Here is a 25,531-nt window from a genome sequence, read left to right as displayed (position 1 = left end):
GTTTTACTCCTTATCATCCATTTGCCTGCATTTACTTAGAAAATTATCCAAAAGCTTAGGATATGCATAAAAATCTATATGCATATATGAGGCAAGACAGTTTTTATAAATGTAGCCGCATTGCCACTTACGGTTTTGTTCCGGCTTTCTTATAATATAGCTTGCGCTGTTCAAATTACCATTTATCTTAGAATAGTGAAACTCCTGGCCTGTTATTATAGTGCCAGAAGATGCAATAACATTGTCCTTTACCACTTCTGCCGTCACATATCCAAAATTCTGGAGCCTGTCTGTCATCACTGTTGCGCAATCAAATATACCGACCATCGGATAAGCCTTGCCACATCTATCATAAACAGTCTTTGCAAGATACATCAGACCGCCGCCTTCTGCATATGTGGGAAGGCCTGCATTGATGGCACAAAATACAGAATCCTTCATAGAATTGTTTTGGCTAAGCTGCCGGCCGAAGTTTTCGGGAAAACCTCCTCCTATGTACAAGCCGGATATCCCTTCCGGAAGCTCGGCATCTTTTAAAGGACTAAACGGCACAAGCTTGGCACCTTTTTCTTCGAAAAGCTCTAAGGAAGCGTTATAGTAAAAACAAAAGGCATCATCCATGGCAACTGCAATCTTGGGCTTTTTGTCGCCGGTATCTGCGGATTTGCTATATTCATTAGACAGGGCAGGTATATGAGCACTCTCTGCAATTGTAAAAATCCTGGCTAAATCTATATGTTTTTCCACTAAATAATTTAATCTTTCAAGACCTGCTTCAAGGTTTTTCATCTCTTCCGGGGGCATAAGACCCATGGGCCGCTCTGGAATTACAAGTTTTTCATCCTTTGGAAGATAGCCCAGGACACAAAGCCCCGTATCCTTTTCTACGCATTCCTTCAAAAGTTCAAAATGACTATCTCCCCCCACACGATTAAATATAACTCCGGCTAAGTTTAATTCAGGATCAAAATCTTTATAGCCTTTAACCATGGCCGAGGCGCTCCTAGACATGCCGCCGGCATCCGCAACCAATATCACCGGTATGCCTAAAATTTTAGCCACATGAGCGCTACTGGCAAATCCCGAAGAATCTTTGCCGTCAAAAAGCCCCATCACACCTTCTACTATAGAGATATCTCCCCGCGCGGTTTTTTCATAAAATAATTTTACAAGCCTTTCTTCACCCAGCATATGAAGGTCTAAATTGTAGGATGGACTCCCGCTTACGAGTTTATGATAAGCAGGATCGATATAGTCAGGGCCGACCTTAAAAGGCACGACTTTAAGCCTTTTGGAAAGAGCGCCCATTATTCCAAGACTTATGGTGGTCTTGCCGGAACCGCTGTTGGTCCCGGCTATCATTATACCTCTGTTCATAAATAACCAGTCCTTTTATTTAAAGTATGCACCTTAATTCCTCTATTGATTTTGCCTGTCTTTTGCCTATAAGTCCTTTTTCAAAAAGTATTTGATATACTTCTAAAAGCATAGGCTTTTGAAGGTCAGCCCGATTTAGAATTTCATCATTTTCAAAAATCTCTTCCGGTGCTCCCGATTCTAAGAGTTTGCCATCCTTGACAATTAATATGTTATCCGCCCAGCTGTAAGCCAAATTAACATCATGTGTTGAAAGGATTATCTGTTTTCCGCTTTGATGTAGCAAATCAAGGGTCTCAAGGAGAATCCGGCAGTGCTTAGGATCTAGATAGGCTGTAGGTTCGTTGAATATTATAACACACATGGTTGTTTGAAAAACCTGGAAATATATGAGACTTTGCTCGGCGCTTGCCCCAAAATTTATCACTATAGGTAAAATGCTCATCCCAAGGAAAGCAAGGGGAAGGAAGATTAAGTTCAAATACGTTTTTGGCGATATTTTACCTTTGATGGTTATAATGCATGCCATAAGCAAAATAATCAGACCTCTGGAAAGGCCGCTGCCAGTTGAAAAGATGTAACAACATATGTCATAAGATCTCCTAAAGCTGCTGCCAAAAATACAGCTACGCTTCTTGATGCTCCCATCTTTTTTGCAAGTTTATATGCTATCACGCTCATAACCCAAGGCCCAAACAAGATAGCTCCTAGCCCAACACCTGTAGGGTTAGAACAACTTCCTGTCACTGAAGGCAGTTTCAAGGCCGACAGCACAAAGGCAAATGCTCCAACAAATCCCAGTAGCATTTTATTGCTGGGATCTTCACGGATTAACTTCTTTATTGATGAAAGACCGACAACTACAAAGGGAATTGCAGATAAATACCATACGGCAGCCCACACAGGCGGTAAAAATCCTTCCATTATGTGCATGGCAAAAGCTGTGCTAGGCATTATACATAGTAAAACGGCAATTAAGCATATCTTTTTAGTCATTTAAATACCTCCAAATTTAACTTTTATTTTCGTGCCTTCTTTTTTAACATTACTATTTAAAATAAGCAGATTGCCAACCTTGCTCTAATAAAATATCTCATAAATTAAATATCCTATCTTTTACCATTTTAAAAGCCCCTCGACTACCAACATCAAGGGGCTTTATCGCCTAAGCAGTTCAAAGATTACACCTCCCTATCGCTCGTAGGATAGTGAAATCAGCATAGGCAGGTCTCCTGGCTCAGGTTCATCGCTCCTTATGCCTTCCCAGTTTCCCAGTGGCTCAGTATAAGGCAGCTCACCTTTACAGTGGCGGGACCGCGCGGGGTTTTCACCCGACTTCCCTTTTAGTCAATCTTAAGTTGACGCCTACACCTTTGAAATATTTGTTTTTCTAAAGTAATTTCATTATAACAATAAACATCGTTTAATACAAGACGATTTTTTCTTAATATACAATAAATACGGGTCTTTGACAGTTACAACTTTTTAAACACTACTCAAAGCCTTGCAGCCAATGGGTTTTTTATATCAAATTTTATCAAAGCTTAGAGAAATGGAGTTTTTTCAAGTTAAGTGGGAAGATTATATTCCAACTTATATCGTGATGATTTAACTGATGATTAGCGGTGAAGTATTTGGCTTTAGAATCGATTATCAAATCGTGTCTACAGGGTTTTTTTAGGTATGCTAAAATCTTTCATGACCCATTGTCGTCCTTTTAATAATTTTATAATATTGCTATTGGCCTAGCATAATTTTCAATACTTCAACATCAGTTGCTTTCATTCCATCGTGCCCTAATCTTCCAACAGCAGCTATGGTATCTTCCACAGTTTCTTTTATGATACCGGAATTGGTTTCAAAGGCCGTGCCCCTCATTGCCAGAAAATGTGCCATAATTGCTGCGTCAAGTCCTGATGCAATCTTAGCTGCGCAGGAACTTTTTGCTCCGTCGCAAACGATCCCCGAAACATTGCCAAGAGTGTTCGTTATAGTTCTTTCAATCTGTTTCAGGGTACCACCGGCAAGATATGTTATACCGGCTCCACTTCCACAGGCTGCACAGACAGCTCCACAATAGGCTGATAACCTGCCCATCGCACTTCTCAGGTGGATAGTAATAAGATTTGATAACACTAATCCACGGTACATCTTTTCCTGATCAATCTTTTTTTCTTGTGCATAGATAATTACCGGTAGTGACGTGGTCATCCCCTGATTTCCACTGCCGGAATTGGTAACAACAGGTAAATTACACCCATTCATCCTTGCATCTGAGCCGGCTGCAGCATAAGCGCGGATTTTGGTAAATGTGTTATCTCCGTAACATTCTATAAGCATTTTACCTACACCGCATCCATAATTACCGTTAATCCCCTCCCGTGCTATCGACAGATTATACTCAATCTGCCCCTTTAAAAGATCAACTATATCTTCCAGTTTCACTGTGTTTGCAAAATCAAATATGTCCCTTACATTGAGTGTGCTTCTATCTGTAGAAAACCCATTAAGGTTTTCCCCTTTGCATTTCTTTTGAAAAATTAGCTTTCCGTCTTTCTCTATTCTAGTGATGTTGGTATGGGTATGTTTGATTTCAACTGAAGCTTCATTATCTGCATACATAACCTGTATAACAATATGCAGGTTAGCATCGGACTTGAGCATTTCAACCCGGCAGATGTCTGTCTGCATTAATTCTTTTATCTTTGCAATATCTGACTCTGTGAGCTCCTCCAACAGACTCATTTCTTTTGTGCTATCTCCTACAAGAATACCTGCCAAAGCACTAGCTATAATGCCCTTTAAATTCCCGGTGTTGGGCACAATTACTGACTTGGCATTTTTTATAATATTCCCGCTACATCTTACAATCACCTTGTCTGGAAAGCTTCCAAGCATCTCACGGGCTCTAGCCGCAGCATAAGCAATTGCAATCGGTTCAGTGCATCCCAGTGCCGGCACCAGTTCTTCTTTAAGAATAGAAATATAAGCTTGATATTTTTCTTTGTCTAAAGCCAACTCTAACCCCTCCGTTTTTTAACAGGTTAAGCAGCCTCTTTAAATTTTATTACATCAAAATAAAGAGTTGTTTATATATCATGGTAAAATTTCATCTAATTGTATCAGAGCCAGTACATAAATCTTAATCGCATTTGTCAAATCTCTAATCTTAACACATTCATCCGGCTGATGACCGTTGCCTCGCTTAGTCCCAAAAGGACTTGGGTCATTTAAAATTCCGGGGCCGTATCCAACTGCCCTAGGCAATTTTCGTGCATAGGTTCCTCCGCCCATTACATAAGGTTCATAGTCGGTATTTAGAACGTCATTGCATATGTCATTCATTGCTTGAATTGCTTCACTATCTGCTGATACATATGATGGTGGATTGTTATCTGAGCTTTTTACATATACACCATAACGATTACCAACTTCATGTATTTTACGAATCATATTTTCTTGATCAGTTGTAATCGGATATCTAATATTTATTTTAATAGTCAGTTCTCCATTTTCCATCTCGGCAACAGAACCGACATGTGTCAACTTACCTGATATATCATCACTGTAGGCAATTTCTAACCCGCCGCCATAAGCATCGTGAAAAGCATCCTCAATGAAATAAAGAACCTTACTGTCATTTTCTTCCACCAGTGAGTATTTATTGAGAAATGCAGCAAGTTTTTGAATGGCATTAATCGTTCCTTCCGGGAAAGCCGCATGACCTGAAACTCCTTTTGCGGTAATCTTTAGACATTCGCCCTCACAGGAAGCGAAAATACCTTCAGTTTTTTGCTCTGCTATCATATTTATAATTTGTTCTTTGTCATCACAACTCAAAACAGCACAGGCGGTATCAGGAACCATGTTTGATACGGTTCCACCATAGAAATTTTTCAAATTAGAATCAGATATTTTGCCTGCTAGTTCCATTTGAAGAATACCTTTTTCCCCATTGCAAACTGAAAAGGCACAATCAGGTACAATAGAAAAACTTGGTGCCTGGTGGTGGTCTAAATAATATTTCACATCACTCATACCGGTCTCTTCGTCACATCCGTAAAATATTCTGATGGAGTGATTCAGCTCAATACCCAATTCATGTAAGCATCGGACGGCATAGAGCGCAGCCATAGCAGGCCCTTTGTTGTCCCCCGAACCCCGTCCGATAATATACCCTTTTTCTACAACTGCATCATAGGGACTATATTCCCAACCATTACCCTCCGGAACAACATCTAAGTGAGTAAAAATACCGATTTCTTTATCTGTTTTTCCTTCAAGCACCGCTGTACCGCAATAATACTGATGATTTTTTGTTGAAAATCCATATTTCTCACTCATGGCAAGTGCTTTATCCAAGACCTTCCCGCAACCTGTTCCAAAGGGATATTTCCCGTAGGAAGGTTCTTTAACACTTTTAATGTTAATAAGTGAAATTATATCTTCTATCAAATGAGATTTGTTGTTTTCAATCCATATATCAATTTGATTTTTTAACATTTTCCATTCCTCCAAAGGCTATTCATACAAATGACAGGCAACCATTGTTTTGTCTGAAACGTTAACAAGGGCCGGTTCTTGTACTTTGCACTTTTCCATACAATGAGAACACCTAGTATGAAATCTGCATCCTGTTGGCGGATTCAAGGGACTTGGCACTTCACCTGTCAAAATAATTTTTCTCTCAGGTGCATCGATATCAGGTATAGGAATAGAGGACATGAGTGCTTTGGTATACGGGTGCAGAGGATCAATATACAGACTTTTTTTCTCTGCAATTTCCACGATTTTACCTAAATACATAACTGCCACTCGGTCACTTATGTGTTTTACCACACTGAGATTATGTGAGATAAATAAAAAGGTCAAGTTCAACTCCTGCTTCAGCTGTTGCATCAGGTTCAGTACCTGTGATTGAATGGATACATCTAAGGCAGAAACAGGTTCATCACATACAATAAACTCAGGATTTAAAATCAATGCCCTCGCTATTACAATACGCTGTCTCTGACCACCTGAAAATTCATGTGGATACTTGCGTAGATTTTGTTTGTCCAATCCCACAAGCTCCAGTATATCAATAACTTTTTCTTCTCTTTCTTTTTCCGTTCCAATATTAAAAGCGTCAAGTGGTGCTCTGATTAATTCTAACACTGTCATTCTTGGATTGAGGGATGCATATGGATCTTGAAAGATTATCTGCATCTTTTGACGCATATTTCGCATATCATTTTTGTTCAATTTTAAAATATCAACACCATTATAGTGAACCGAACCGGATGTAGGTTCCGTCAGCCTCAGTACAGCACGGCCAAAAGTGGACTTTCCGCATCCGCTTTCTCCAACCAACCCCAGTGTCTCACCCTTGCTAATGAACAAACTGATGTCATCTACAGCCCTGACTCTTTTTTCCTCTTTATTGAAAAAACTTTTTGGAGTTACGAAATGTTTTTTTAAATTTTTTACCTCTAAGATACCTTTCATTTCCGTCTTCTCCTGTTCATTTAGTATATTTCCAACACCTGACACTGCAATCTCCGACGGTACATAGAACAGGTGGTTTATTCTTGCATATTTCCATTGCATCTTGACATCTTTCACAGAAACGGCATCCTTTTGGCACGTTTTGAAGACTAGGCACAGAACCCTTAATCGCATATAAAACGTCTACATCTTTATCCAAACGGGGAATTGATGACAATAGCCCTCTTGTATAAGGATGGAGCGGGTTTATAAAGATACTTCTGGCATCAGCGTATTCTACCACCTGACCAGAATACATAACCATGATACGATCTGCCATCTCGGCTACGACACCCAAATCATGTGTAATAATTATAATAGCAGCTTCTGATGTTTTTTTAAGATCTTTCATTAATTCTATAATTTGTGCTTGTATTGTCACGTCTAAAGCAGTAGTCGGTTCATCTGCAATTAACAAAGATGGGTTGCATGACAATGCCATGGCTATCATCACTCTCTGCCTCATCCCTCCGCTCAATTGATGGGGGTATTCATTCATTCTCTGTTCTGGAGAAGGAATCCCCACCTTTTTAAGCATGTCAATTGCTTTTTTCTCCGCCGTCTTTTTATTCATCTTTTCATGCACAGTGATGGTTCCTATTAACTGTTTCCCAATTGTCATTACAGGGTTTAACCCTGTCATTGAGTCCTGGAAAATCATTGCAATTTCTTTCCCGCGAATTTGGCACATATCAGATTCAGATTTTTTAAGAATATCCTGACCTTCAAAGAGGATTTCACCTTGTGTGATTTTCCCGGTCTTACCTAAAAGTCGAAGGATTGCCATAGATGTAACACTTTTCCCACATCCCGATTCTCCAACAACTCCAAGTGTCTCACCTTTATTGACAGAAAAACTTACTCCGTCAACTGCAGTCACTGTGCTGTCTATTGTACTAAATTGTACTTGTAAGTTATTAACTTCCAGTAATGTATTTGCCATCTTTCGACCCCCAGTCAGATGCACATTGTCTGTGTATATCAAGTAATGGTTAAAAACTTTTTTAATCTTGATTCAATGTAGCATCAGGATTTATACACTTGCTAACAAAAATAGGGATTCAATTTGGACGCGAATAAAAGAACATCTGTTTTTTTGGTCAAGTTTAAACTGCTCCATAGTTTAGATAAAAGGGCTGGAAGATTGTATATACTTATTTTCACAGCCCCTTTATACTACCATTAAATTATATTATTATTATTCTTTTTTATCGGAGCAATTAGTCAACTTTCCATTCCCATACGCACCAGTTCATAAAAGCAAAATCTTCAACAGGCACGTTGCTTAATCTCTTATTGTATGCTTGAAGCTTATTGGGAAAATACAGCCATACAAATGGCATCTGCTCATTTAGGACCATCTGGTATTCATCATAAATCGGCTTGCGTTCTTCAAATGATGTTCCCCTCGAGCCTTTTTGCCCTAAGTTTCCAAGGGTAGGATCTGTCAGATGTGCGAAATTATTCATATGTCCAACTGTTACATTAAATACACTTTCACCGGGGTCTAATGAACCGGCTGAACCGATTAGACCTAGATCGTAATCGCCGTCACGAAGCATGGTTAACAATGTTGGGAAATCTGTTATTTGAATTCTTGTTTTTATACCGATCTTCTGAAGATCCTGTTGAATCAAGGGAGCAGATTTCTCTCTAACCTGATTACCCTGAGGAACTATCAGCAGTAGTTCTCTAGACTCGTCCCAACCTTCTTCTTCAACCATTTGCTTTGCTTTTTCCACATCATATTCGATAGGAAGCAATTCTTTATTGAAATAAAGATGGGTTTCGGGTAGGGGACCTGTAGCAGGAACTCCCTCACCTTTAAGAAGTTGGTTGATAATGACATCTCTGTTAATAGCCAAATCAATAGCCTGTCTAATCTTTTGTGTCATGTATGGCTTAGAGGTGTTGCATGTCATGTACTGATAGCCCAATGAAGGTATTGATACTGTAACAAGATTTTCCTGTGCTTGTGCCATATCCCAGTCCTGCAGTGAGATTGAACCCTCTGCGATAATGTCAATGTCTCCGCTTATCAAACCTGATAGAAGGTTTTGTGCCCCAACCACTTTAATTACCAACCTGTCAAAATCCGGTTTCCCTAGATAATAGTTTTCATTAGCAGTTAATTCAACTCTTTCACCTGTTATAACATTATCGAATTTACATGGTCCGGAACCAACTATTGGTTTCTGCCAAAACTCATTTTTGTTGATGTCTGCCATTTCAACACCTTCAAAAACATGTTCCGGAATTATATAAAAGTCTCTATTAAAAATTGCGAGGAAGTAAGATGGGTCCATAGGTGATTTCAAATGAAAGGCAACTGTTTTCTCATCTACAGCTTCCACTCCTATTGAACCGGCGGAAGTCTCTATACCACTGTCATCTGTACCTGTAAAGTATCTTGTACTTCTGCGTGCTGCAGGTACGTCGGCATTGGACATCACCTGTGCAGTAAATACCACATCATTTGCTGTAACCGGTTTGCCATCGTGCCACTTAGCGTTTTCATTCAGCTTAAATGTAAATACTGTGCTATCCTCGTTCATCTCCCAGCTATCTGCCAGCCTTGGTGCAAAAGTGCCATCACTTCTGATAATAGCCAGCTTATCAAAGATCTGGTTTATTATAACATCACTGTAGCTGCTGGTGGTATCATGAGGAATAAGAGAATCCCAATTTGAAACAATTGCCATGGTTACTACTTTAGGGCCCTGTTTGTCAGCATTTTGCGATGTTACCTCAGAATCCGGATTTGCACCTGATCCTCCACAACCCGTGAGTGCAATAAGTAGCACCAATAGTAATGACACGAGCATGGTTGCTGTTTTTCTTGTGGATTTAAACATTTGATTTGCCTCCTCTTTTTGTGCTTTTCTTGGTTTGATTTTTATGATATAGATTATGTGTTTTTTGCTGGTCACCTCCATAACAAATAATTCATTGCACTAGCCAAACTCATTTATATATACATTAAATCTAACAAGTTTGAGAAGGTTTAATAATAAGTCAAATATGCTGTTAAATTTTCATTTTTGTATCAAGAGCATCCCTTACACCGTCTCCAAAAAAGTTTATGCTAAGAACAGTAAGTACCAATGCAATTCCAGGAGGTACCCACAACCACGGCTTTTGTGAAAGAACTGTAATGGATTGTGCATCATACAAAATATTTCCCCAGGATGCTTGAGGAGGTTGAACACCCATGCCCAAAAAGCTTAAAGAGGATTCCATGATAATAGCATTTGCAGTGGAAAATGTAAGTGCTATTAGTACTGGAGCAAAAGTGTTAGGTAATATATATTTTGTAATGATACGAAAGTTTTTTTCACCAATTGCTCTTGCTGATTCAACATAATCCTTTTCTCTAACTGATAATACATTTCCGTAAATCAACCGTGCAAATTGTGTCCATCCCATTATTCCTATGACAAGTGTCACCGTAAAAATAGACGGTCCCACCACTGAAACCAATACCAATATTAGAATAATTGATGGAAAAGACATAAATACATCAGCAGATCTCATAACAATTGTTTCGAAAGTACCTCCATAATATCCAGCAATAACACCAAGGGGTACACCAATTGCTACACTGATGAGAGTGGATACAAGACCTACAAACAGCGAAACCTGTCCACCATATATCAGCCTTGCAAAGATATCTCTTCCAATATCATCAGTTCCCAAAATGTGTTCAGCACTTGGAGCGGCACCGAATGCATTTATATCTGAAGTATATGGGTCAATGTCAAAAATCATAGGTAGCAAAAAAACTAATAAAACTTCTAATATAATCACACACAGACCAACCATTGCCAGTTTATGTGCCTTAAATCGTCTGAATACATCTCCTAAATATGAACTGGATTTTCCCTGCTTTTTCACTTTTTCACCTCAGTATTATCTGTTTCGTATTCTTGGATCGATTGCACTGTATATCAAATCTGTTACAATGTTTCCTATTAATACAGCCACTGCAACAAAGACGGTTATTCCCATAATAACAGGATAATCACGCTGTGTTATGGACAGCACCATCAAACTTCCTAAACCCGGCCATCCAAAGATTTGTTCAGTAACAACTGCTCCTCCGATTAAAAAGGGGATCATCAAACCTAGCTCGGTTACAATTGGAATCAGAGCATTTCTCAGTGCATGCCTAACCAAAACTAAATTTTCTCTCAGACCTGTTGCTCGCGCTGTTCTTATATAATCCTCTGATAAAACCTCCAGCATACTGCCCCGGGTTTGACGTATCAGTCTGCCCACCTGCTGAATGGACAACACTGCCGCAGGAAGAATAAGATGCTTTACAAGCATTGGCAAAGTTCGTATACCGGATGTATCATACATACCGCCGATAGGCAGTATGTTTAACCGAACTGCAAAAAAGTAAATCAAAATTAAACCGGCAAAAAAGTTAGGTGTAGCAGAACCTATAAAAGATAGGCCTGATGAAGCATAATCCCAAAGCGAATAGGGCTTATATGCGGCCATAATACCAAGAGGCACCGCAACCAGCACGGAAAAAATGGTGGCAGAAAACGTGAGAACCAGTGTTGGTCCTAAGCGCTCTACAATCATCCCCCATACAGGTAAATGTGTTCTATATGAGAATCCCAAATTTCCCTGGAGCAGTTCCCCGAGCCATCTGATATATTGGATAATTACATGCTGATCAAGACCATACTCGATTCTTTTTCTTTCAATTTCCGCTGCCGTTATGAATGGATCCTGCAGTAATAGATCCAAAGGGCTGCCAGGTGCAAGAGATGAAACAATATACACCAAAACTGTTATTCCAAAGAAAGTCGGGATTGCAATCAGCAATCTTTTTATGACGTATTTTCCCATCTTCCCATTTTTCCTCCTATTCCTGTACAGAATTTCCTACTCCGATAGAACTTCATATCATTCTCTCTTCCCAAAATGGAGCAATATATTGCTGGAGATTGGTGAATGTTCTGTATAACTGCTTGTATTTTTTGTGATTTGCATAGTTGGGCTTGAAGCAAATATTATCCTCGTCACTTATATTTGTGATTTCGCTAAATCCCCATGCTGTTCTCATCATTTCCCCTATACCTGTAATACCTAGTTCCTTACTGTTTTTTCGAATGACAGGTTGCCCTAAGCAGTCACTTATAATTTGGCAAAGCATATCGCTTTGAGAAGCACCTCCCGCCACATTGATACCATTCTTGCCCTGAGGTAAATGATTGTAGCAATCGTACATAGAGAGGGCAAGCCCTTCATAAGCTGCTCGTGCCAAATGATATTTTGTATGTGATGCGGTTATTCCATAAAACCCGCCGCAGGCAAAATCATTGCGAAATGGAGCTCTCTCTCCAAAAATATAAGGATGATAAAAAACGCCTTGGCTTCCTATGGGGATTTTGCCAACCTTCAGTTCAATATCCGCATAGTTTTCCTTATTTAATATCTCTTTTCGCACCCAATCCAACGTTGATGCCCCACTCAATGCAGCCATTAATCGAATATATTTCCCTTTTTTTATATGACAGAGAATACTCCCAACAGAATAATCATTTTTGACATCCTGCCGGTCAAGAGCAACATAGTTGCATAAAGTTGTGCCTAATATGCTTCCTTTTTCACCGGATTCCGTTACATTACAGCCTACTGCAACAGCAATTACGTCCAAGACACCGGCTATTACCGGCGTACCGGCTTTCACATAAAGCTGTTTCATCGCTTGAGGAGTAATCCGGCCAACAACATCAGCAGGAGATAATATCGGCGGAAACTTACCTTTGGTTTCTGCTATATCCAGTGCATCAAGTATTTCGTATACATATTTATTAGTAAAGATATCAGTCAGCGATGTAGATGCATCAGTCCAATCAGTTGACAACTGTCCGGTCATCTTAAAATTAATCCAGTCCTTACAGTGCAGCACCATGTGTATTTTTTTATATTTATCAGGATGATTTGCTTTCATCCATTTAAGAATTATCGGGGCCGCGCCAGCAAAAAGTGGAGTGGTGCAGTATCCGGAACACATTTTATTAATGGCATCATAGTCCAAATCCACCATGGCTTTCGCTCTGGTATCATTCCACAAAATGGCATTACAAACCGGATTTCCATCTTTATCAACCAACCATGCACCATCGCCCTGAGCGGTTACCCCAACTCCAACTATGTTGTTCCAGACAGATTGATTGTTTTGATGCAAACGGCCAACAGCTTTACAAACTGTTTGCCACACCTCATTCATATCCATTTCGCTGGCACCTGTTAACGGGGAGTGTGTGGTGATATACTCACTGACCATATCGACCTGCATACCGTTAGATGCAATTAAAGCAGCTTTAATCTTCGTAGTGCCGGAATCTATCACCAAAAACACTTTTTTCATGAGATTATACACTCTCCAGGGCTTGTTCTAAATCATGAATGATATCTTCGGAATCTTCAATTCCCACCGAAAGTCTTATCATTCCATCGGGAATTCCCATGCGTTCTCTTTCTGTCGGCGATATCTTTCCATGGGTCATGGTGGCAGGCTGTTGAATCATGGTATCCAAATCTCCTAAGCTCACACAATACTTTGCAAGTTTAATATTACTGATGAAACGTGTAGCTCCTTCCATTCCGCCTTTGACCACAAAAGATACCATCCCACCGTATCCTTTAGCTCCGAACTGCTTTTTTGCCAGTTCGTGCTGTGGGTGGCTCTCCAGCCCGGGATATATGACTTTCTCAATCTTATCCTGTTTCTCAAGCCACTTGGCAATCGTCATGGCATTACTACAATGCTCTCTCATCCTAATATGAAGGGTTTTCATGCCTCTGAGCATCAGCCAACAGCTAAATGGACTGGGAGTGGGCCCCAACTCCTGATAGATAGAGCTTCTAATGTTCTCAATAAAATCCTTGTTACTGATAATGACACCACCGATTAAATCTCCATGTCCGTTCAAGTATTTAGTTGTACTGTGTACCACAACATCAATTCCATACTCCAGCGGTCTAAGTAAATATGGTGACATAAAGGTGTTATCGATCATTGAAATAACGCCTTTGGATTTTGCCCATTCTGCAATAAACTTCAAATCAGATACAACTAGGGTTGGGTTATATACACTTTCTGCATACAGTACTTTTGTATTTGGCTTTAGAGCTTTCTCTAATGCTTCCTCTGTCATTTCCTCAAGGAATGTTACCTCAATATTTAGCTCTTCAAATATTTTGGTGAACAAGTTGTAAGTGCCACTATAAACCGTACTGCAGCTGATTACATGATCACCGGAGTGAACACAGCTAAGCAGTGCCAGTGAAATTGCCGACATTCCAGAGGCAGTAACCAGCGCTGCCTCTCCACCTGATAGTGCACAGATCTTATTCTGCAGTTCATTTTGGGTCGGGTTCCTTGAACGCCCATATGTGAAGATGCCCTTTTTATCGCCCGCCAGATAGCGTGCCATTTTCTCAGGTGTATACTCATATGTGCTTGTCATAAACATGGGTGAAACTACTGCGCCTGTTACAGGATCTCCATGTTGACCTGCATGAACGGCTTTTGTAGCAAATTTATGCTCATTTGAACTCATTATGATTAGCCTCCATTATAAATTTTATTTTGTATCTACAATCTTAATAGCGACCTTAATATGTTTAGAAGCGTTTTTCAAAAGCTCTTCAAACCCGTCCTCTACAAGAGTATCAAGTGTTACTTCTCTTGTAATTAGTTCATCTGCATCAATTTTTCCTTTAGAAAAGTACTCCAATGCAGTTTCTATCTCATTTAAATGGGCTTGTGATGTCATCAGCACCCGCTCGCCCTCCTGTAAATCATTCATGGAAATCAGCGGTTTCTGGCCAAAAACACCCATTACCATTATTTTTGCTCCAGGTTTTGAGATGCTTATTGCATTGTTTAATGTTTGTTGAACTCCAACACACTCGTAAACAATATCTGCCATTTTACCATTAGACCAGTTTTTAACATACTCAGCCAAATCTGTCTTTTGGGTATCAACATAATCGCCATTATAACGGCGAATTAACGCCTCCCGATTATCACCTATTCCCGCAACCAAAACTTTTGATGCGCCCTTGAGAGTTGCCGCGAAAAAGCATCCTAATCCAATAATACCGGGACCAATGACAACGACATCCTTACCTTGAACGTCATTTATAAGATTTGTAGAATGTATGCCACAAGCGATGGGCTCAGCCAGTAGGCCTTGTCTAAGTGTAACATTATCCGGAATACGGAACAGCCTATCAGCCTCTACAGTGACATATTCGGCAAATGCTCCATCATCGCCTACACCTAGAAATCCCAGTTTTGAGCAAATGTTGTACCGTCCTGTTTTGCACATTTCACAGCTTTTACAGGTTAAACTTCCATTTGCAGTAACCCGGTCTCCCACTTTCCATCCAGTAACATTTCCCCCTACCTCTACGATGATTCCTGTAAACTCATGCCCAATTATTAATGGAGCTGTTCGCTGAGTTAATCGATGGGGCTTTTCTGTAGGAATAAAATTTGGGCCAACATACTCATGGCGATCTGTACCGCATATGCCTGCCCAGTAAACCTTAATTTTCACGCAATCTGGGCTCAGTTTCGGTTCAGGAACGTCTTCTATTCTTACATCTTTGTAGCCATGCCAAACAGCAGCTTTCATCCGTTACTCCCCCATATCAAACATTTTAGTAAATAAATTACACATATTTTTGCTTGCTGCAGTTTCTGCCATTTCATGAAAATCTAAATCCTTTAGTTTCTTTTCCACCATCTTTTCGATCATTCTAATAAAATGAATGGATGTTTTACAGGCTTCGTCAGGATCATCCCTATATGGATAAAGGTCAAGAGAATACCAACCTGAATATCCTAGTTTTTTCAGCCAATAGATTAATTCCACAAAATGTAAGAAGTGTACACTGCCTACAGGCATATCATCATCAGCTATAAAGTAGTTATCATTAAAGTGCAGATGAAACAGCTTGTTTTCGGCCATTAAAATGCTTGCAATTTCTGCCGGGTTTTCTTTGGCATTTAGAGCATGCCCAATATCCAAAGTTACACCTACATTGCTGCAGCCTGTTGCCTGGGCAACAGCTAAAGCTTTACCGCCGGAATTTAAAAAGCAGTTAAGACGGGGTTCACTGGCTTTATACTCTAAACCCAGTTTAACCTTTGTATTATGATTGGCACATTCCCTCAGGCCTTCTATCAGGAATTTCCACGCATCCACGTAATTTGTCTGCATTAAATAATCAAACCCGTCCTGCCCAAGCCATAAATTTACAATTTCTACGCCAATTTGATTGGCAAAATCCATGGCTTTTTTTACAAGCTTGATAGTCTCCTCACGAACTTCCTTATGTGGAGAACAGAAGGAACCGGTCTTCCACTTTCTATCACATACAAGCTCAACACCAATACAGGAAATGGTTAAGCTTTTCTCTTCCAACAAGGTTTTATAATGATCATAGTTTTCTTCGTTTATGTCAAATGGATAGGTAATCTCAATACCTTTAACTTCCTCAATATTTGACAAACGTTCAACTCGGGAAACAAAGTCCATCTTATCTTTATATCCATCACTTACATATCGGTCACTGCATGTTCCATAGACCCATGCGCCTGCACTAATATTTGCAAACATTTAATTTCTCCTTTTAAACTATGTTTACTTTATTACGATTTATATTCATACTTTAAAGGCTTTCCTTCTAAAAACAGTTTCACATCTTCCACCAATTGATGTGTATGGTTATCTATTGCATCATATGTAGCACCCGCCAGATGAGGCGTAATTACCACATTATCAAGTTCCGTGATGAAAGGATGATCTGCTGCAATTGGTTCACTACTAAATACATCTAATGCTGCTCCGGCTATTCTTTTACTGGCCAGCGCGTCAATCAGAGCCTGCTCATCTACCAATGCCCCTCTTGAAGTGTTAATTAAAAATGCTGTTTTTTTCATTAATTCAAACGCCCGAGCATTGATCAGATTTTGCGTTTCCTCACAATCCTTACAGTGGACTGAAACTATATCTGCTTGTTTTAACAACTCATCGAAAGATACAAATGTGACACCAGTGATTTCATCGGTATTTTTGAAAAACGGATCATTTATCAGAACATTCATCCCAAATGCTCTGCAAATATTTGCCACCCTTCTTCCAATACTTCCATAACCTATAATTCCTACTGTTTTTCCCTTCAATTGCGTACCTTTAAACATAACATAGGGAGATTTATCATTTAAATCCCATGTCACATCTCTTCTTAATCCCGCTTTAATTGTCTGCTGTTTTTCCTTTAACCCGACATGCTTACCGTCTTTCAGTGCTTTATAGGCCATAGGAATCTTGCGAGTTACAGCTAACATTAATGCTACGGTAAATTCCGCTGTGCAATCGGAGTTTCGTCCAGGTGCGTAGCTGATCTTAATATTTTTTTCTCTGGCATATTTAATATCTATGTTCACCGGATTTGAACGGGTGCACACAATCAGTTTTAGATTGGGGCACTGACCTATGACTTCTTTTGTAATTGGATCATAGCTAGTAATAATAATATCTTTATCCCTTGAATAAGAAATCATTTCTTCTTCGGTTAAAACTCGGTATTCCTTTTCCCAACCCTCATAAGTAATATCAATTAAATTTTCCAGCTCTTTTATGATGTCAGAATTAACCTCTGCTGTAACTAAAGCCTTCATACATTACCTCTCCTAAGTTGAATTCGACTCTGTTTATTTTTATTATCTATATTTCCTGGTGATCCTCTATTGTTTTCCCATAGCCTTTAAATCGCTCAATCATCCTAACCATTTCTTCCGATGGAAGAATAACCGGCTCACCAATTGATTTTGCACGATAATACAGCTCACAGCAGAATTCTATTTGTTCTGTTACTGCATAGGCTTCTGCCAAACTTGCACCTCCAGCTAACAAACCGTGATTAGCTAGCAATACTGCTTTACGGCCTTTCATTGCCTCAAAAGCATTTTTTGCAAGTTGAACTGTTCCGTAGGTAGCATATTCGGCACAGCGAACATCTTCACCGGCAAATGCAACCAGATAATGAACTGCTGGTAGTGGCTGATTCAAGCAGGATATCGTAGCCGCAAACGTTGTATGTGTATGGATAATGGCATCCAAGTCCGTTCTATACTTATAAAAAATGCGGTGCATATCACGCTCGCTTGACGGCACTTTATCTCCATCCACCATTTTCCCAGTTTCAACTTCAATTATGGCAATGTTTTCCGGCTTAATTTCATGATATTCAATACCGCTTGGAGTAATTGCCATCATTCCTGATGCTCTATCACAGATACTTAAGTTTCCACCTGTACCTACGGTAAGATTGTTATCAAGCATCTTTATTCCGTATTCAATTAATTCTTCTCTTTTTTTCTGTAAAATCATGTCATTGCCCCTCTCGCAAAATACACTTAATAAGATAGTCCAATTCGATCTGCAAGCCCCTTAGCTAAAATACTGTCAGTTATCAGCACATCGATACAACCTGTTTTAAGTGCTCCCAGAACTGCATTGATTTTATCTATTCCACCGGCTACTGCAACAACATATGGAATTTTTTCCAGCATAACTGCATCTATGCCTATCACCTTACTATGATGAGCAGATTTTTGCCACTGTCCATCCTGTTTAAAAGGATTAAATGCGATTTCCCCTACATATCCTTCATCCTCATATGTTTTAAGGTCATCTTCAGACAGATATCCCAATTTAGCAGCAGTGGATTCAGCACTGAGTTGGCCTATACCTACAATGGCCACATCACATTTGGATATCATTTCAAACACTTTACGAACAGTAATATCATTTATAATAACCTCTCTAGCCGTATTACTTTCCATTACGGCCGGTGCATAAAGCAGTGTATGGTTGCATGACAGTTTATGCGCAAGTAGGCGGGTAAGCTCATCCGGTTTAATCATTCGAAGATTATGGTCAATATCCATTCCGCCAACCAACTGCACTACATTGCAAGAACTTTTGTTTTGCACACGCATATTGGAAACTGTTGCACTTAAGGCTTCACCCCACGAAATACCAACAACCTGTTTATTCTTTATGAACTCATCTAACCAATAAGCAGCCTTTTTCCCGAGCTGTCTAAGCATTTGATTTGGACAATGGTCGATATCTGCAATTACAATCTGGCTGACTGAAAACTCCTTTTCTAATGCGTTTTCCAATCTCACATATTTATCATCGTCCATGCCGTTGATGCTAATTGTTACTACACCCATATCTACCAGTGAATTAATGATCTTATTAATCTTTTGACGTGTACAATTCAACTTGATTGCAATTTCTTCCTGTGTCATTCCTTCGTTATAATACCAGTGTGCAATCTTTATTAAATTCCTTTTATTGATATCCTCCATTTCATCCACCCCATTCATACCCCCTTAAATCAAGATTAACAATATTTTGATTTTGTTAGAAAAACTCACATAAATCCTAGCAAAATGCCGACAAGAAGAAAAATTCTGTATTGAGCATATCGGTTAAAGCTATACAAATTAAAGATATAAACAGGCGTCAGGATGAATTAAGGATGTTAGTACTTCGTCAAGTTTGTACCGACAATTATCGGCCAAGCCTTCCTCAGTCATTAGGATATAAACTTGCAACAGTCTGATGCCCTAACCGTTTATTGACAGGTTTAATAAGAACTATTTTTTCTTGTTAAACCTTATTTCACAACAATTATGCCCCTGTGCAATGGTTTTCCCCAAGGTAAATTCGAAATCGTTGAAAACGCTTGCAATCCCGCGATCACCATTCATGGCTATATCGCATAACACTTCAATTTCTTCGTCAGTACAACCCAATTTCTGCCATGCTTCAACAAGCGGACAGTAGTGAAAATCCAAATAATACTCGTTATCTGTTTTGAGAATCTCTTCCATTTCGAAGATTTTTCTTCCGTTTCCGTTTGGCTCTGCAAACTCAGTTTCAAAATCTTTCAGAGTGGTTCCATTGATTAATGTCTTAAAATGTTCACCATGAAAGCATCCACAGCGAAATGTTGCCTTATACCCAATATCTTTCCAGTTTTCACACCCGGTTTTTTTTACTTCGTCCAAAAGGTAATACAACCACATTGCACGATGACCGAAAGCATCGCGTAAAGCTTGTATTTTGTCATCGTTTACATTCTTTGCTATGTTATTTATCTTAGACATGAAGAACCTCCTTCAATTGGTTAATTTTACAAATGTAACGTAGCATTACATTTGTAAAACTTATTTTAATAATATCATTCAAAATAACTACTGTCAATTTTAATATATAAGATTTATATAGAGCTCTAAGCCTATCCCGATTAAATATATACTCTAAAGTTAAGGTTTCCTCCCATTATCATAATCTTACATAAAAATAGATAATCATATCTAAGGCTTATATGGGAGCATTTCTTTCCACTTAAAACAATAATATGATTGTGCTTTGAAGGTTCTTAAACCAGAAGGGGCTGATAATAGATTGTTTGACTTAGATGAATGCGTAGCCTTTATTACTAATAAAACCGCTGTAAATATTGCATCACTTGCCATGTTTATAAAGCACTTGTAGCAAGTGCTACTCGCGGAAACTGCAATGGTAGCCGTGGCTTTTGGCGGCGGCCCTTCAATGGCCTATAGCGTATCATTGCTCAAGGTTTCAATTGATGAATTTGAACCGGATTTTAAAAAGTAATTGTAAATTTTGATAATGGTTTTTAATGCAAGAAAAGACACTGAACAAACAATCAGTGTCTTTTCTTACTCTCGGTATTGCTCATCTGTAGCACCTAATGCCAATCCGATTTTTCATATTGACAGAGGATATTAGCGTAAAAAACAATCTGGAATATAGTAAAAAAGGGTACACTTACTAAAGGCCTACATAGGTCTCAAAAAATTTTACTTTATTTAAGCTTAACCTATGCCACGGATATATTTGGAATCTATTTTTTCCACTACTTTTACAAGAAACAAGTTTTGAATGATAACGAGTGTATTCACGAAGAGTACGAATTGGTTTATAAGGTATGTCCAATTTGTTGGGGTTCAGGCCATTTTTATCTGATTTTTGGTTCAAAAGTCAAAATTTGACCCTAACACACTTTAACTTAAATCACTAGCTCATAGATTTTATTATATACAAGATTATGTTCATTAATAAGCCTTTCAAGTAAGACTCTGTATTTTGGATCTTCTTTCCACGCCAGACCACATCCAGCTGCAATAGCTCTTGGTAATGGAATAATACGACCGCTAAGACCTGCCGCTTTGGCAACTTTCTCAAATGTCATGGCTTCCGTGGTTGTTTGAAATGTCACAACACATTGCAATTTCTTTGGTCTCATCGGCTTTCCTCCTCCAGAATCTTCAAGGCATCTATTGCTTCATTTACCTCATTTCTGGTGTTGAAATGTGAAAAACTAAAACGCACCATGCCTTGGTCTTCAGTTCCAAAGGTTCTGTGGACGCCCGGGGCACAATGTACACCTGCCCTGGTTGCAATTCTAAAACGCTGGAAAAGTTCATCTGCTATTTCTTTTGAATCAATGTCTCTTATATTAAGTGCAACAACCGGAGTCCTTAACTCAGACTCAAAATCACCATACAAGGTGACTCCGGGTATATCTTTGACACCCTCTATAAACAGCTTTGCATATCCAATGGATTCTTTAAAAATCCTTAACTGCCCATATTTGTTCAAGTAATCACAGGCCGCTAAAAGTCCCGCTAATCCATGAATGTTTAATGTACCTGCTTCAAGGGTTTCTGGCAGGAATTTTGGCATTGTATGTGAAAAACTGTCAATCCCTGTTCCGCCAAGTTTAAGAGGTGTAGGAAAAACTTCCTTGGCAAGGCACAGCACTCCAGTGCCTTGAGGTCCAAGAAGGTTTTTATGTCCTGAACAACAAAGTGCTGATATGTTAATGTTTTGCATATCTATAGGAATTAAGCCTGCACTTTGAGAAGCATCTAATATAAATAAAATACCATGCTTGCTACATATCTTACCTATCGCTTCAATGTCCAGGACATTCCCTGTTACATTTGAAGCGTGAGTTAAAACTACTGCTTTCGTTTCTGCCTGAACTGCTGATTCTATCTGAGATACATCAATATTCCCCTTTTTATCTGCAGGAATAATTGTCAGTTTAACGCCACGCTCCTCCATCAGATAAAGTGGCCTTAACACGCTGTTATGCTCAATAGCCGTGGTTATGCAGTGGTCTCCCGGTCTGAGAAGACCTTGAATAGCAATATTTAGACTCTCGGTAGCATTACTAGTAAACACCACCCGAGAAGGATCCCCTAAATTAAACATACCAGATATAGCCTCTCTGGCGCGATAAATCACTCGGCTTGCATCCAATGAAGCGCCATGTGCACCGCGTCCGCTGTTACCGGTTCCTTGCAGAGCACGATAAACTGCTTCTGCAACCTCTGGCGGCTTGTGAAAAGAAGTTGCTGCATGATCTAAGTAAATCATACTTTCACAACCTTCCTTGCCTGCAACTGTTTTTCCACTATAGCATACATATTTGTGGCAGAACCTACTCCTAATTTTTCAGTCAAACTATAATGATTTAGACATGTTCCGCAAGTTAAGATCTCTACGCCTTGGGATTCTAAAAGTTTCAAGTCTGCCAGAGAATCTGATCCCTCTACAGACAAGTATGCTCCACGATTATATAATAGAATTGTCTCAGGCAGCTTATCCTGTTCGGTCAATGCGTAGATAAACCCTTTCATGAGTATATGGCCTAATTTTTCATCTCCTTCTCCCATTTTATCTGACGAAATTACTATAACTGTCTCAGCTAATCTATTATCTAGTAAACAAACAGTTTTTTCTGCAGTTTCTACCGTTTCATTTTTTGAAGCGCCAATCACTGTTATCGTCACAAGGTAGTTATTTTCATTGATTTTTTTTGAAGCAATAGGTAACTTCTTTTGCTCAGCCATCTTGCTTAGATTCTGTACAGCAATAAAATTATCTACAATCACCTCCATGGTATCACCCTCATGAAGTGTTTCCAATACTTTCTTTGTCTCTACAACAGGTATTGGACAAGCTTTCCCTCTAGCATCAATAATTTGTTTCATATTAACCTCCATTCCGCCGCAACTACTAGCAGCACAAACAGTAATGTAAAAATGGTTTTATTTCCTATGCTAGGCATGCCCGGCAAACCCATTACACTTCCATATTGCTTATCTTACAATGATTCGCTTATCATCTTTTCGTGTAACTTCTCCGACCAATCCACAAGGCAATCCCAACGATTGAATCTCTTTTAAAGCAAGTTTTGCATCTTCAGGCGGCAGACTTACTAGTAGTCCACCAGATGTCTGTGGATCAAAAAGTACCTCTTCCATTGCAAACGGAATATGCCTAAAATCTACCCTATTTCCTACGTGATTGCGATTCCTCTGAGCTGCTGCTGTGAGGAAAAACTCATTTGCATAGTGTAATGATTCCGGAATATGTGGTACTTGTAAACTATCAATCTCTGCTCCAAAATCATATCCTAACATCTCCTGAAGATGACCTAAAAAGCCAAAACCTGTCACATCTGTACACGCATGTACTTGATACCTTTTGATTATTTCTGCTGCATATTTATTAAGTGTTATCATGGAGCGAATTGCAATATCCATAGCTTCATTAGAACTTTTACCTACTCGCTGGGCAGTACATACAATGCCTACACCCAGAGGCTTTGTCAAGAGTAGCTGATCACCCTCTTGACAAGAATTGTTCCTATAAATCTTATCTGGGTGAATAATACCCATTACAGAAAGGCCATATTTCACGTCAATGTCTGCAATGGAATGTCCCCCCACCAAGACTCCTCCAGCCTCTTGAACTTTTTCATTGCCCCCAAGCATAATTTCCCCTAAAACATTCAGATCCATATTTTCAGGGAAACAGACAATATTTAGAGCCGTCTTAACTTCTCCGCCCATTGCATAGATATCAGAAAGTGCATTAGTTGCTGCAATTTGTCCAAAAGTATAAGGGTCATCTACCATTGGTGGAAAAAAATCCAGAGTCTGAACAACTGCTAAATCAGGTGTCAATTGGTATACTGCTGCATCGTCAGAGCTGTCAAAACCCACCAGCAAATTAGAATCTGTAGTAGCCTTAGGCAACTTCTCAAGCACTGAAGCTAAAATTCCCGGCCCCAGTTTAGCTGTGCAACCTCCACCTTTGCAAAACACAATTTCATCATGCACACTGCACACCACCTTTTCCCAGCTTAGACTTATTTATATATGGAACGTCAACACTCAATAAGATCTATTTCACATATATTCTTGAAACTTTCTATAATCCACTACTATCCCTTTATGTTTCTCTCTATCTTATAAGTTTAAATTATTCATCTGTCATAAATAAAACGATAAATTTGGTATTTTTTGATTTATTGCCTTCTTGTAGAAGTATCAACCAGTTTTGCCAGCTCTTCCTCCGTCAGTTGATAATGGTAAAATTGTTCGTAAAAATACTTCACTTCTTTCTTTATATCATAATCAAATACCTCAGGATACAAAAGATTGCCTAGCCATTTTAGACCTAAAATTCGATTTACAGATGGCGGGCGGTCAAACCAGCTAAAAGGAAAATTGGGTATTTCATAAACTTCACCATTTTTCACCGCATTAAGTCCGCTCCAATTTTCATCTTTAAAAATGTTTGAGTAATACCCTCCTCGATCATCAGCCCATGCAATTATCAAATCCGGATTCCAGTTCAAAAGCTGTTCCAAAGAGACCTTAAGTCGGCCGGAGCCTTCTATTTTTGAAACCTCCGCAACATTTATCCCACCTACCATATCTAAGACTTGCACATGCCCCGAACCCCTGGGATCAGTCTCCAGGCCATCATTCCCTTCAGCATAATAAACCCTTACCTTTTTATCTTCAGATATTGATTTTGCTTTGTCCTGAATCTCTTGTATCGTTTCTTTTATATAAGCACATAAATTTTCCGCTGTGGCTTCATCTCCGATAATTTTCCCCAACAAGGCATATGTATCTGCAGTTTTTTCTATATCTCCATCAAGGACTACCACAGGAATATTCAGCTCATTTTGAAACTGCTCCGCCGTAGATATGTTTGTTTCATTTATATCGGTAACATAAACAATTATGTCAGGTTTTAGCTTTAATATTTCTTCAGCATTTGGGGGGTTTTTACCGGCTCCGCCCAGATTTGGCAAATCTTTATACTGTGGAAGTATATAATATTTCTCCATTTCGCTTAATTCGTAGTTCCAACCCAAAAGTTTTTCCGGACACAAGGTGTATAGCATGATGGTCCCTACGGGGCTTAAGGAAAATATCTTTTCTGTTTTCTCGGGTAGGATTACTTCTCTGCCGGCCATATCTGTAATCACATTTTCATTTACTTCTGGCTCTGGTTGTTGAGGTATCTCGGCTGTCCCTTGAGGATTATTGGTACACCCTGTAGCTAATGATAATAAAATCACCGCTAATAAAGTAATACTGAGTATTTTAACAGTTGTTCTTTTTCTTAAAATCATTTATTCATCTCTCCTTTTTTTATTATAATCTCAATTT

The 25,531-nt window shown here is 39.2% G+C and carries 22 protein-coding genes, 2 pseudogenes and 1 riboswitch; of the genes and pseudogenes, 1 reads left to right on the top strand and 23 read right to left on the bottom strand.

Annotated elements, in window-relative coordinates; genetic code table 11:
* Positions 1-3: 3 nt before the first annotated feature.
* The 18 genes and pseudogenes from TEPIRE1_RS02250 to TEPIRE1_RS02165 form a co-directional block, all read right to left on the bottom strand.
* Entirely contained in the window at positions 4-1,377 is a 1,374-nt protein-coding gene (locus TEPIRE1_RS02250; protein ID WP_013777571.1) for a cobyrinate a,c-diamide synthase, read from the bottom strand.
* A gap of 19 nt (positions 1,378-1,396) precedes the next feature.
* Positions 1,397-1,912, bottom strand: a complete 516-nt coding sequence (locus TEPIRE1_RS02245; RefSeq protein ID WP_013777570.1) for an ATP-binding cassette domain-containing protein — start codon at positions 1,910-1,912, stop codon at positions 1,397-1,399.
* Between the two features lie 14 nt (positions 1,913-1,926).
* Positions 1,927-2,373 (bottom strand): annotated as a pseudogene (locus tag TEPIRE1_RS02240) (energy-coupling factor ABC transporter permease); the annotation flags it as partial.
* A gap of 209 nt (positions 2,374-2,582) precedes the next feature.
* Positions 2,583-2,761, bottom strand: a riboswitch (cobalamin riboswitch).
* A gap of 353 nt (positions 2,762-3,114) precedes the next feature.
* Complete coding sequence (locus tag TEPIRE1_RS02235) at positions 3,115-4,395, bottom strand: L-cysteine desulfidase family protein (protein WP_013777568.1); 1,281 nt, start codon at positions 4,393-4,395, stop codon at positions 3,115-3,117.
* A gap of 78 nt (positions 4,396-4,473) precedes the next feature.
* Entirely contained in the window at positions 4,474-5,880 is a 1,407-nt protein-coding gene (locus tag TEPIRE1_RS02230; RefSeq protein ID WP_013777567.1) for a Sapep family Mn(2+)-dependent dipeptidase, read from the bottom strand.
* 18 nt (positions 5,881-5,898) lie between these two features.
* Positions 5,899-6,909 (bottom strand): ABC transporter ATP-binding protein, encoded by a 1,011-nt coding sequence (locus tag TEPIRE1_RS02225; RefSeq protein WP_013777566.1) that lies wholly within the window; start codon positions 6,907-6,909, stop codon positions 5,899-5,901.
* Entirely contained in the window at positions 6,881-7,846 is a 966-nt protein-coding gene (locus tag TEPIRE1_RS02220; RefSeq protein ID WP_013777565.1) for an ABC transporter ATP-binding protein, read from the bottom strand. The genes TEPIRE1_RS02225 and TEPIRE1_RS02220 overlap by 29 nt, the downstream gene beginning before the upstream one ends.
* Positions 7,847-8,123: 277 nt before the next feature.
* The gene (locus TEPIRE1_RS02215) at positions 8,124-9,758 is read right to left on the bottom strand and encodes an ABC transporter substrate-binding protein (protein ID WP_013777564.1); all 1,635 of its coding nucleotides are present in this window, start codon (positions 9,756-9,758) and stop codon (positions 8,124-8,126) included.
* A gap of 172 nt (positions 9,759-9,930) precedes the next feature.
* Positions 9,931-10,797: an oligopeptide ABC transporter permease gene (gene opp4C / locus TEPIRE1_RS02210; RefSeq protein ID WP_013777563.1), complete on the bottom strand. Its 867-nt coding sequence runs from the start codon at positions 10,795-10,797 to the stop codon at positions 9,931-9,933.
* A 15-nt stretch (positions 10,798-10,812) separates the two neighbouring features.
* Positions 10,813-11,766, bottom strand: a complete 954-nt coding sequence (locus tag TEPIRE1_RS02205) for an ABC transporter permease (RefSeq protein ID WP_013777562.1) — start codon at positions 11,764-11,766, stop codon at positions 10,813-10,815.
* 52 nt (positions 11,767-11,818) lie between these two features.
* Positions 11,819-13,294 (bottom strand): FGGY-family carbohydrate kinase, encoded by a 1,476-nt coding sequence (locus TEPIRE1_RS02200; RefSeq protein ID WP_013777561.1) that lies wholly within the window; start codon positions 13,292-13,294, stop codon positions 11,819-11,821.
* 4 nt (positions 13,295-13,298) lie between these two features.
* The gene (locus TEPIRE1_RS02195; protein WP_013777560.1) at positions 13,299-14,489 is read right to left on the bottom strand and encodes a trans-sulfuration enzyme family protein; all 1,191 of its coding nucleotides are present in this window, start codon (positions 14,487-14,489) and stop codon (positions 13,299-13,301) included.
* Positions 14,490-14,513: 24 nt separating this feature from the next.
* Entirely contained in the window at positions 14,514-15,572 is a 1,059-nt protein-coding gene (locus TEPIRE1_RS02190; protein WP_013777559.1) for an alcohol dehydrogenase catalytic domain-containing protein, read from the bottom strand.
* 3 nt (positions 15,573-15,575) lie between these two features.
* The gene (locus tag TEPIRE1_RS02185) at positions 15,576-16,559 is read right to left on the bottom strand and encodes a sugar phosphate isomerase/epimerase family protein (RefSeq protein WP_013777558.1); all 984 of its coding nucleotides are present in this window, start codon (positions 16,557-16,559) and stop codon (positions 15,576-15,578) included.
* A 32-nt stretch (positions 16,560-16,591) separates the two neighbouring features.
* Positions 16,592-17,623 carry a 2-hydroxyacid dehydrogenase gene (locus TEPIRE1_RS02180; RefSeq protein WP_013777557.1) on the bottom strand — a complete coding sequence of 344 codons (1,032 nt, stop codon included), beginning with the start codon at positions 17,621-17,623 and terminating at the stop codon, positions 16,592-16,594.
* Between the two features lie 46 nt (positions 17,624-17,669).
* A complete protein-coding gene (locus tag TEPIRE1_RS02175) occupies positions 17,670-18,335 on the bottom strand; it encodes an L-fuculose-phosphate aldolase (protein ID WP_013777556.1) in 666 nt (221 codons plus the stop codon).
* A gap of 26 nt (positions 18,336-18,361) precedes the next feature.
* Positions 18,362-19,324, bottom strand: coding sequence for a sugar-binding transcriptional regulator (locus tag TEPIRE1_RS02170; protein ID WP_013777555.1), 963 nt, complete (start codon positions 19,322-19,324; stop codon positions 18,362-18,364).
* A 291-nt stretch (positions 19,325-19,615) separates the two neighbouring features.
* On the bottom strand, positions 19,616-20,128 hold the full coding sequence (locus tag TEPIRE1_RS02165) for an L-2-amino-thiazoline-4-carboxylic acid hydrolase (RefSeq protein ID WP_013777554.1): 513 nt from the start codon (positions 20,126-20,128) through the stop codon (positions 19,616-19,618).
* Positions 20,129-20,470: 342 nt separating this feature from the next.
* Here TEPIRE1_RS02165 and TEPIRE1_RS14370 point away from each other — a divergent pair.
* Positions 20,471-20,642 (top strand): annotated as a pseudogene (locus TEPIRE1_RS14370) (carboxymuconolactone decarboxylase family protein); the annotation flags it as partial.
* Between the two features lie 415 nt (positions 20,643-21,057).
* Here TEPIRE1_RS14370 and TEPIRE1_RS02155 read toward each other — a convergent pair.
* From TEPIRE1_RS02155 to TEPIRE1_RS02135, 5 genes are all read right to left on the bottom strand, one after another.
* Complete coding sequence (locus tag TEPIRE1_RS02155; protein ID WP_013777553.1) at positions 21,058-21,294, bottom strand: DUF3343 domain-containing protein; 237 nt, start codon at positions 21,292-21,294, stop codon at positions 21,058-21,060.
* Entirely contained in the window at positions 21,291-22,433 is a 1,143-nt protein-coding gene (locus TEPIRE1_RS02150) for an aminotransferase class V-fold PLP-dependent enzyme (protein ID WP_013777552.1), read from the bottom strand. The genes TEPIRE1_RS02155 and TEPIRE1_RS02150 overlap by 4 nt, the downstream gene beginning before the upstream one ends.
* Complete coding sequence (gene yedF / locus TEPIRE1_RS02145) at positions 22,430-23,050, bottom strand: sulfurtransferase-like selenium metabolism protein YedF (RefSeq protein WP_013777551.1); 621 nt, start codon at positions 23,048-23,050, stop codon at positions 22,430-22,432. The genes TEPIRE1_RS02150 and yedF overlap by 4 nt, the downstream gene beginning before the upstream one ends.
* 108 nt (positions 23,051-23,158) lie before the next feature.
* Positions 23,159-24,184, bottom strand: coding sequence for a selenide, water dikinase SelD (gene selD, locus TEPIRE1_RS02140; RefSeq protein ID WP_013777550.1), 1,026 nt, complete (start codon positions 24,182-24,184; stop codon positions 23,159-23,161).
* 188 nt (positions 24,185-24,372) lie between these two features.
* The gene (locus TEPIRE1_RS02135) at positions 24,373-25,494 is read right to left on the bottom strand and encodes an ABC transporter substrate-binding protein (RefSeq protein ID WP_013777549.1); all 1,122 of its coding nucleotides are present in this window, start codon (positions 25,492-25,494) and stop codon (positions 24,373-24,375) included.
* Positions 25,495-25,531: the final 37 nt, after the last annotated feature.

Source organism: Tepidanaerobacter acetatoxydans Re1 (genome assembly GCF_000328765.2).
Classification (GTDB): Bacteria; Bacillota; Thermosediminibacteria; order Thermosediminibacterales; family Tepidanaerobacteraceae; genus Tepidanaerobacter; species Tepidanaerobacter acetatoxydans.
Note: the sequence above shows the minus strand (reverse complement) of the source record. Positions and strands in the feature narration are given on the sequence as shown.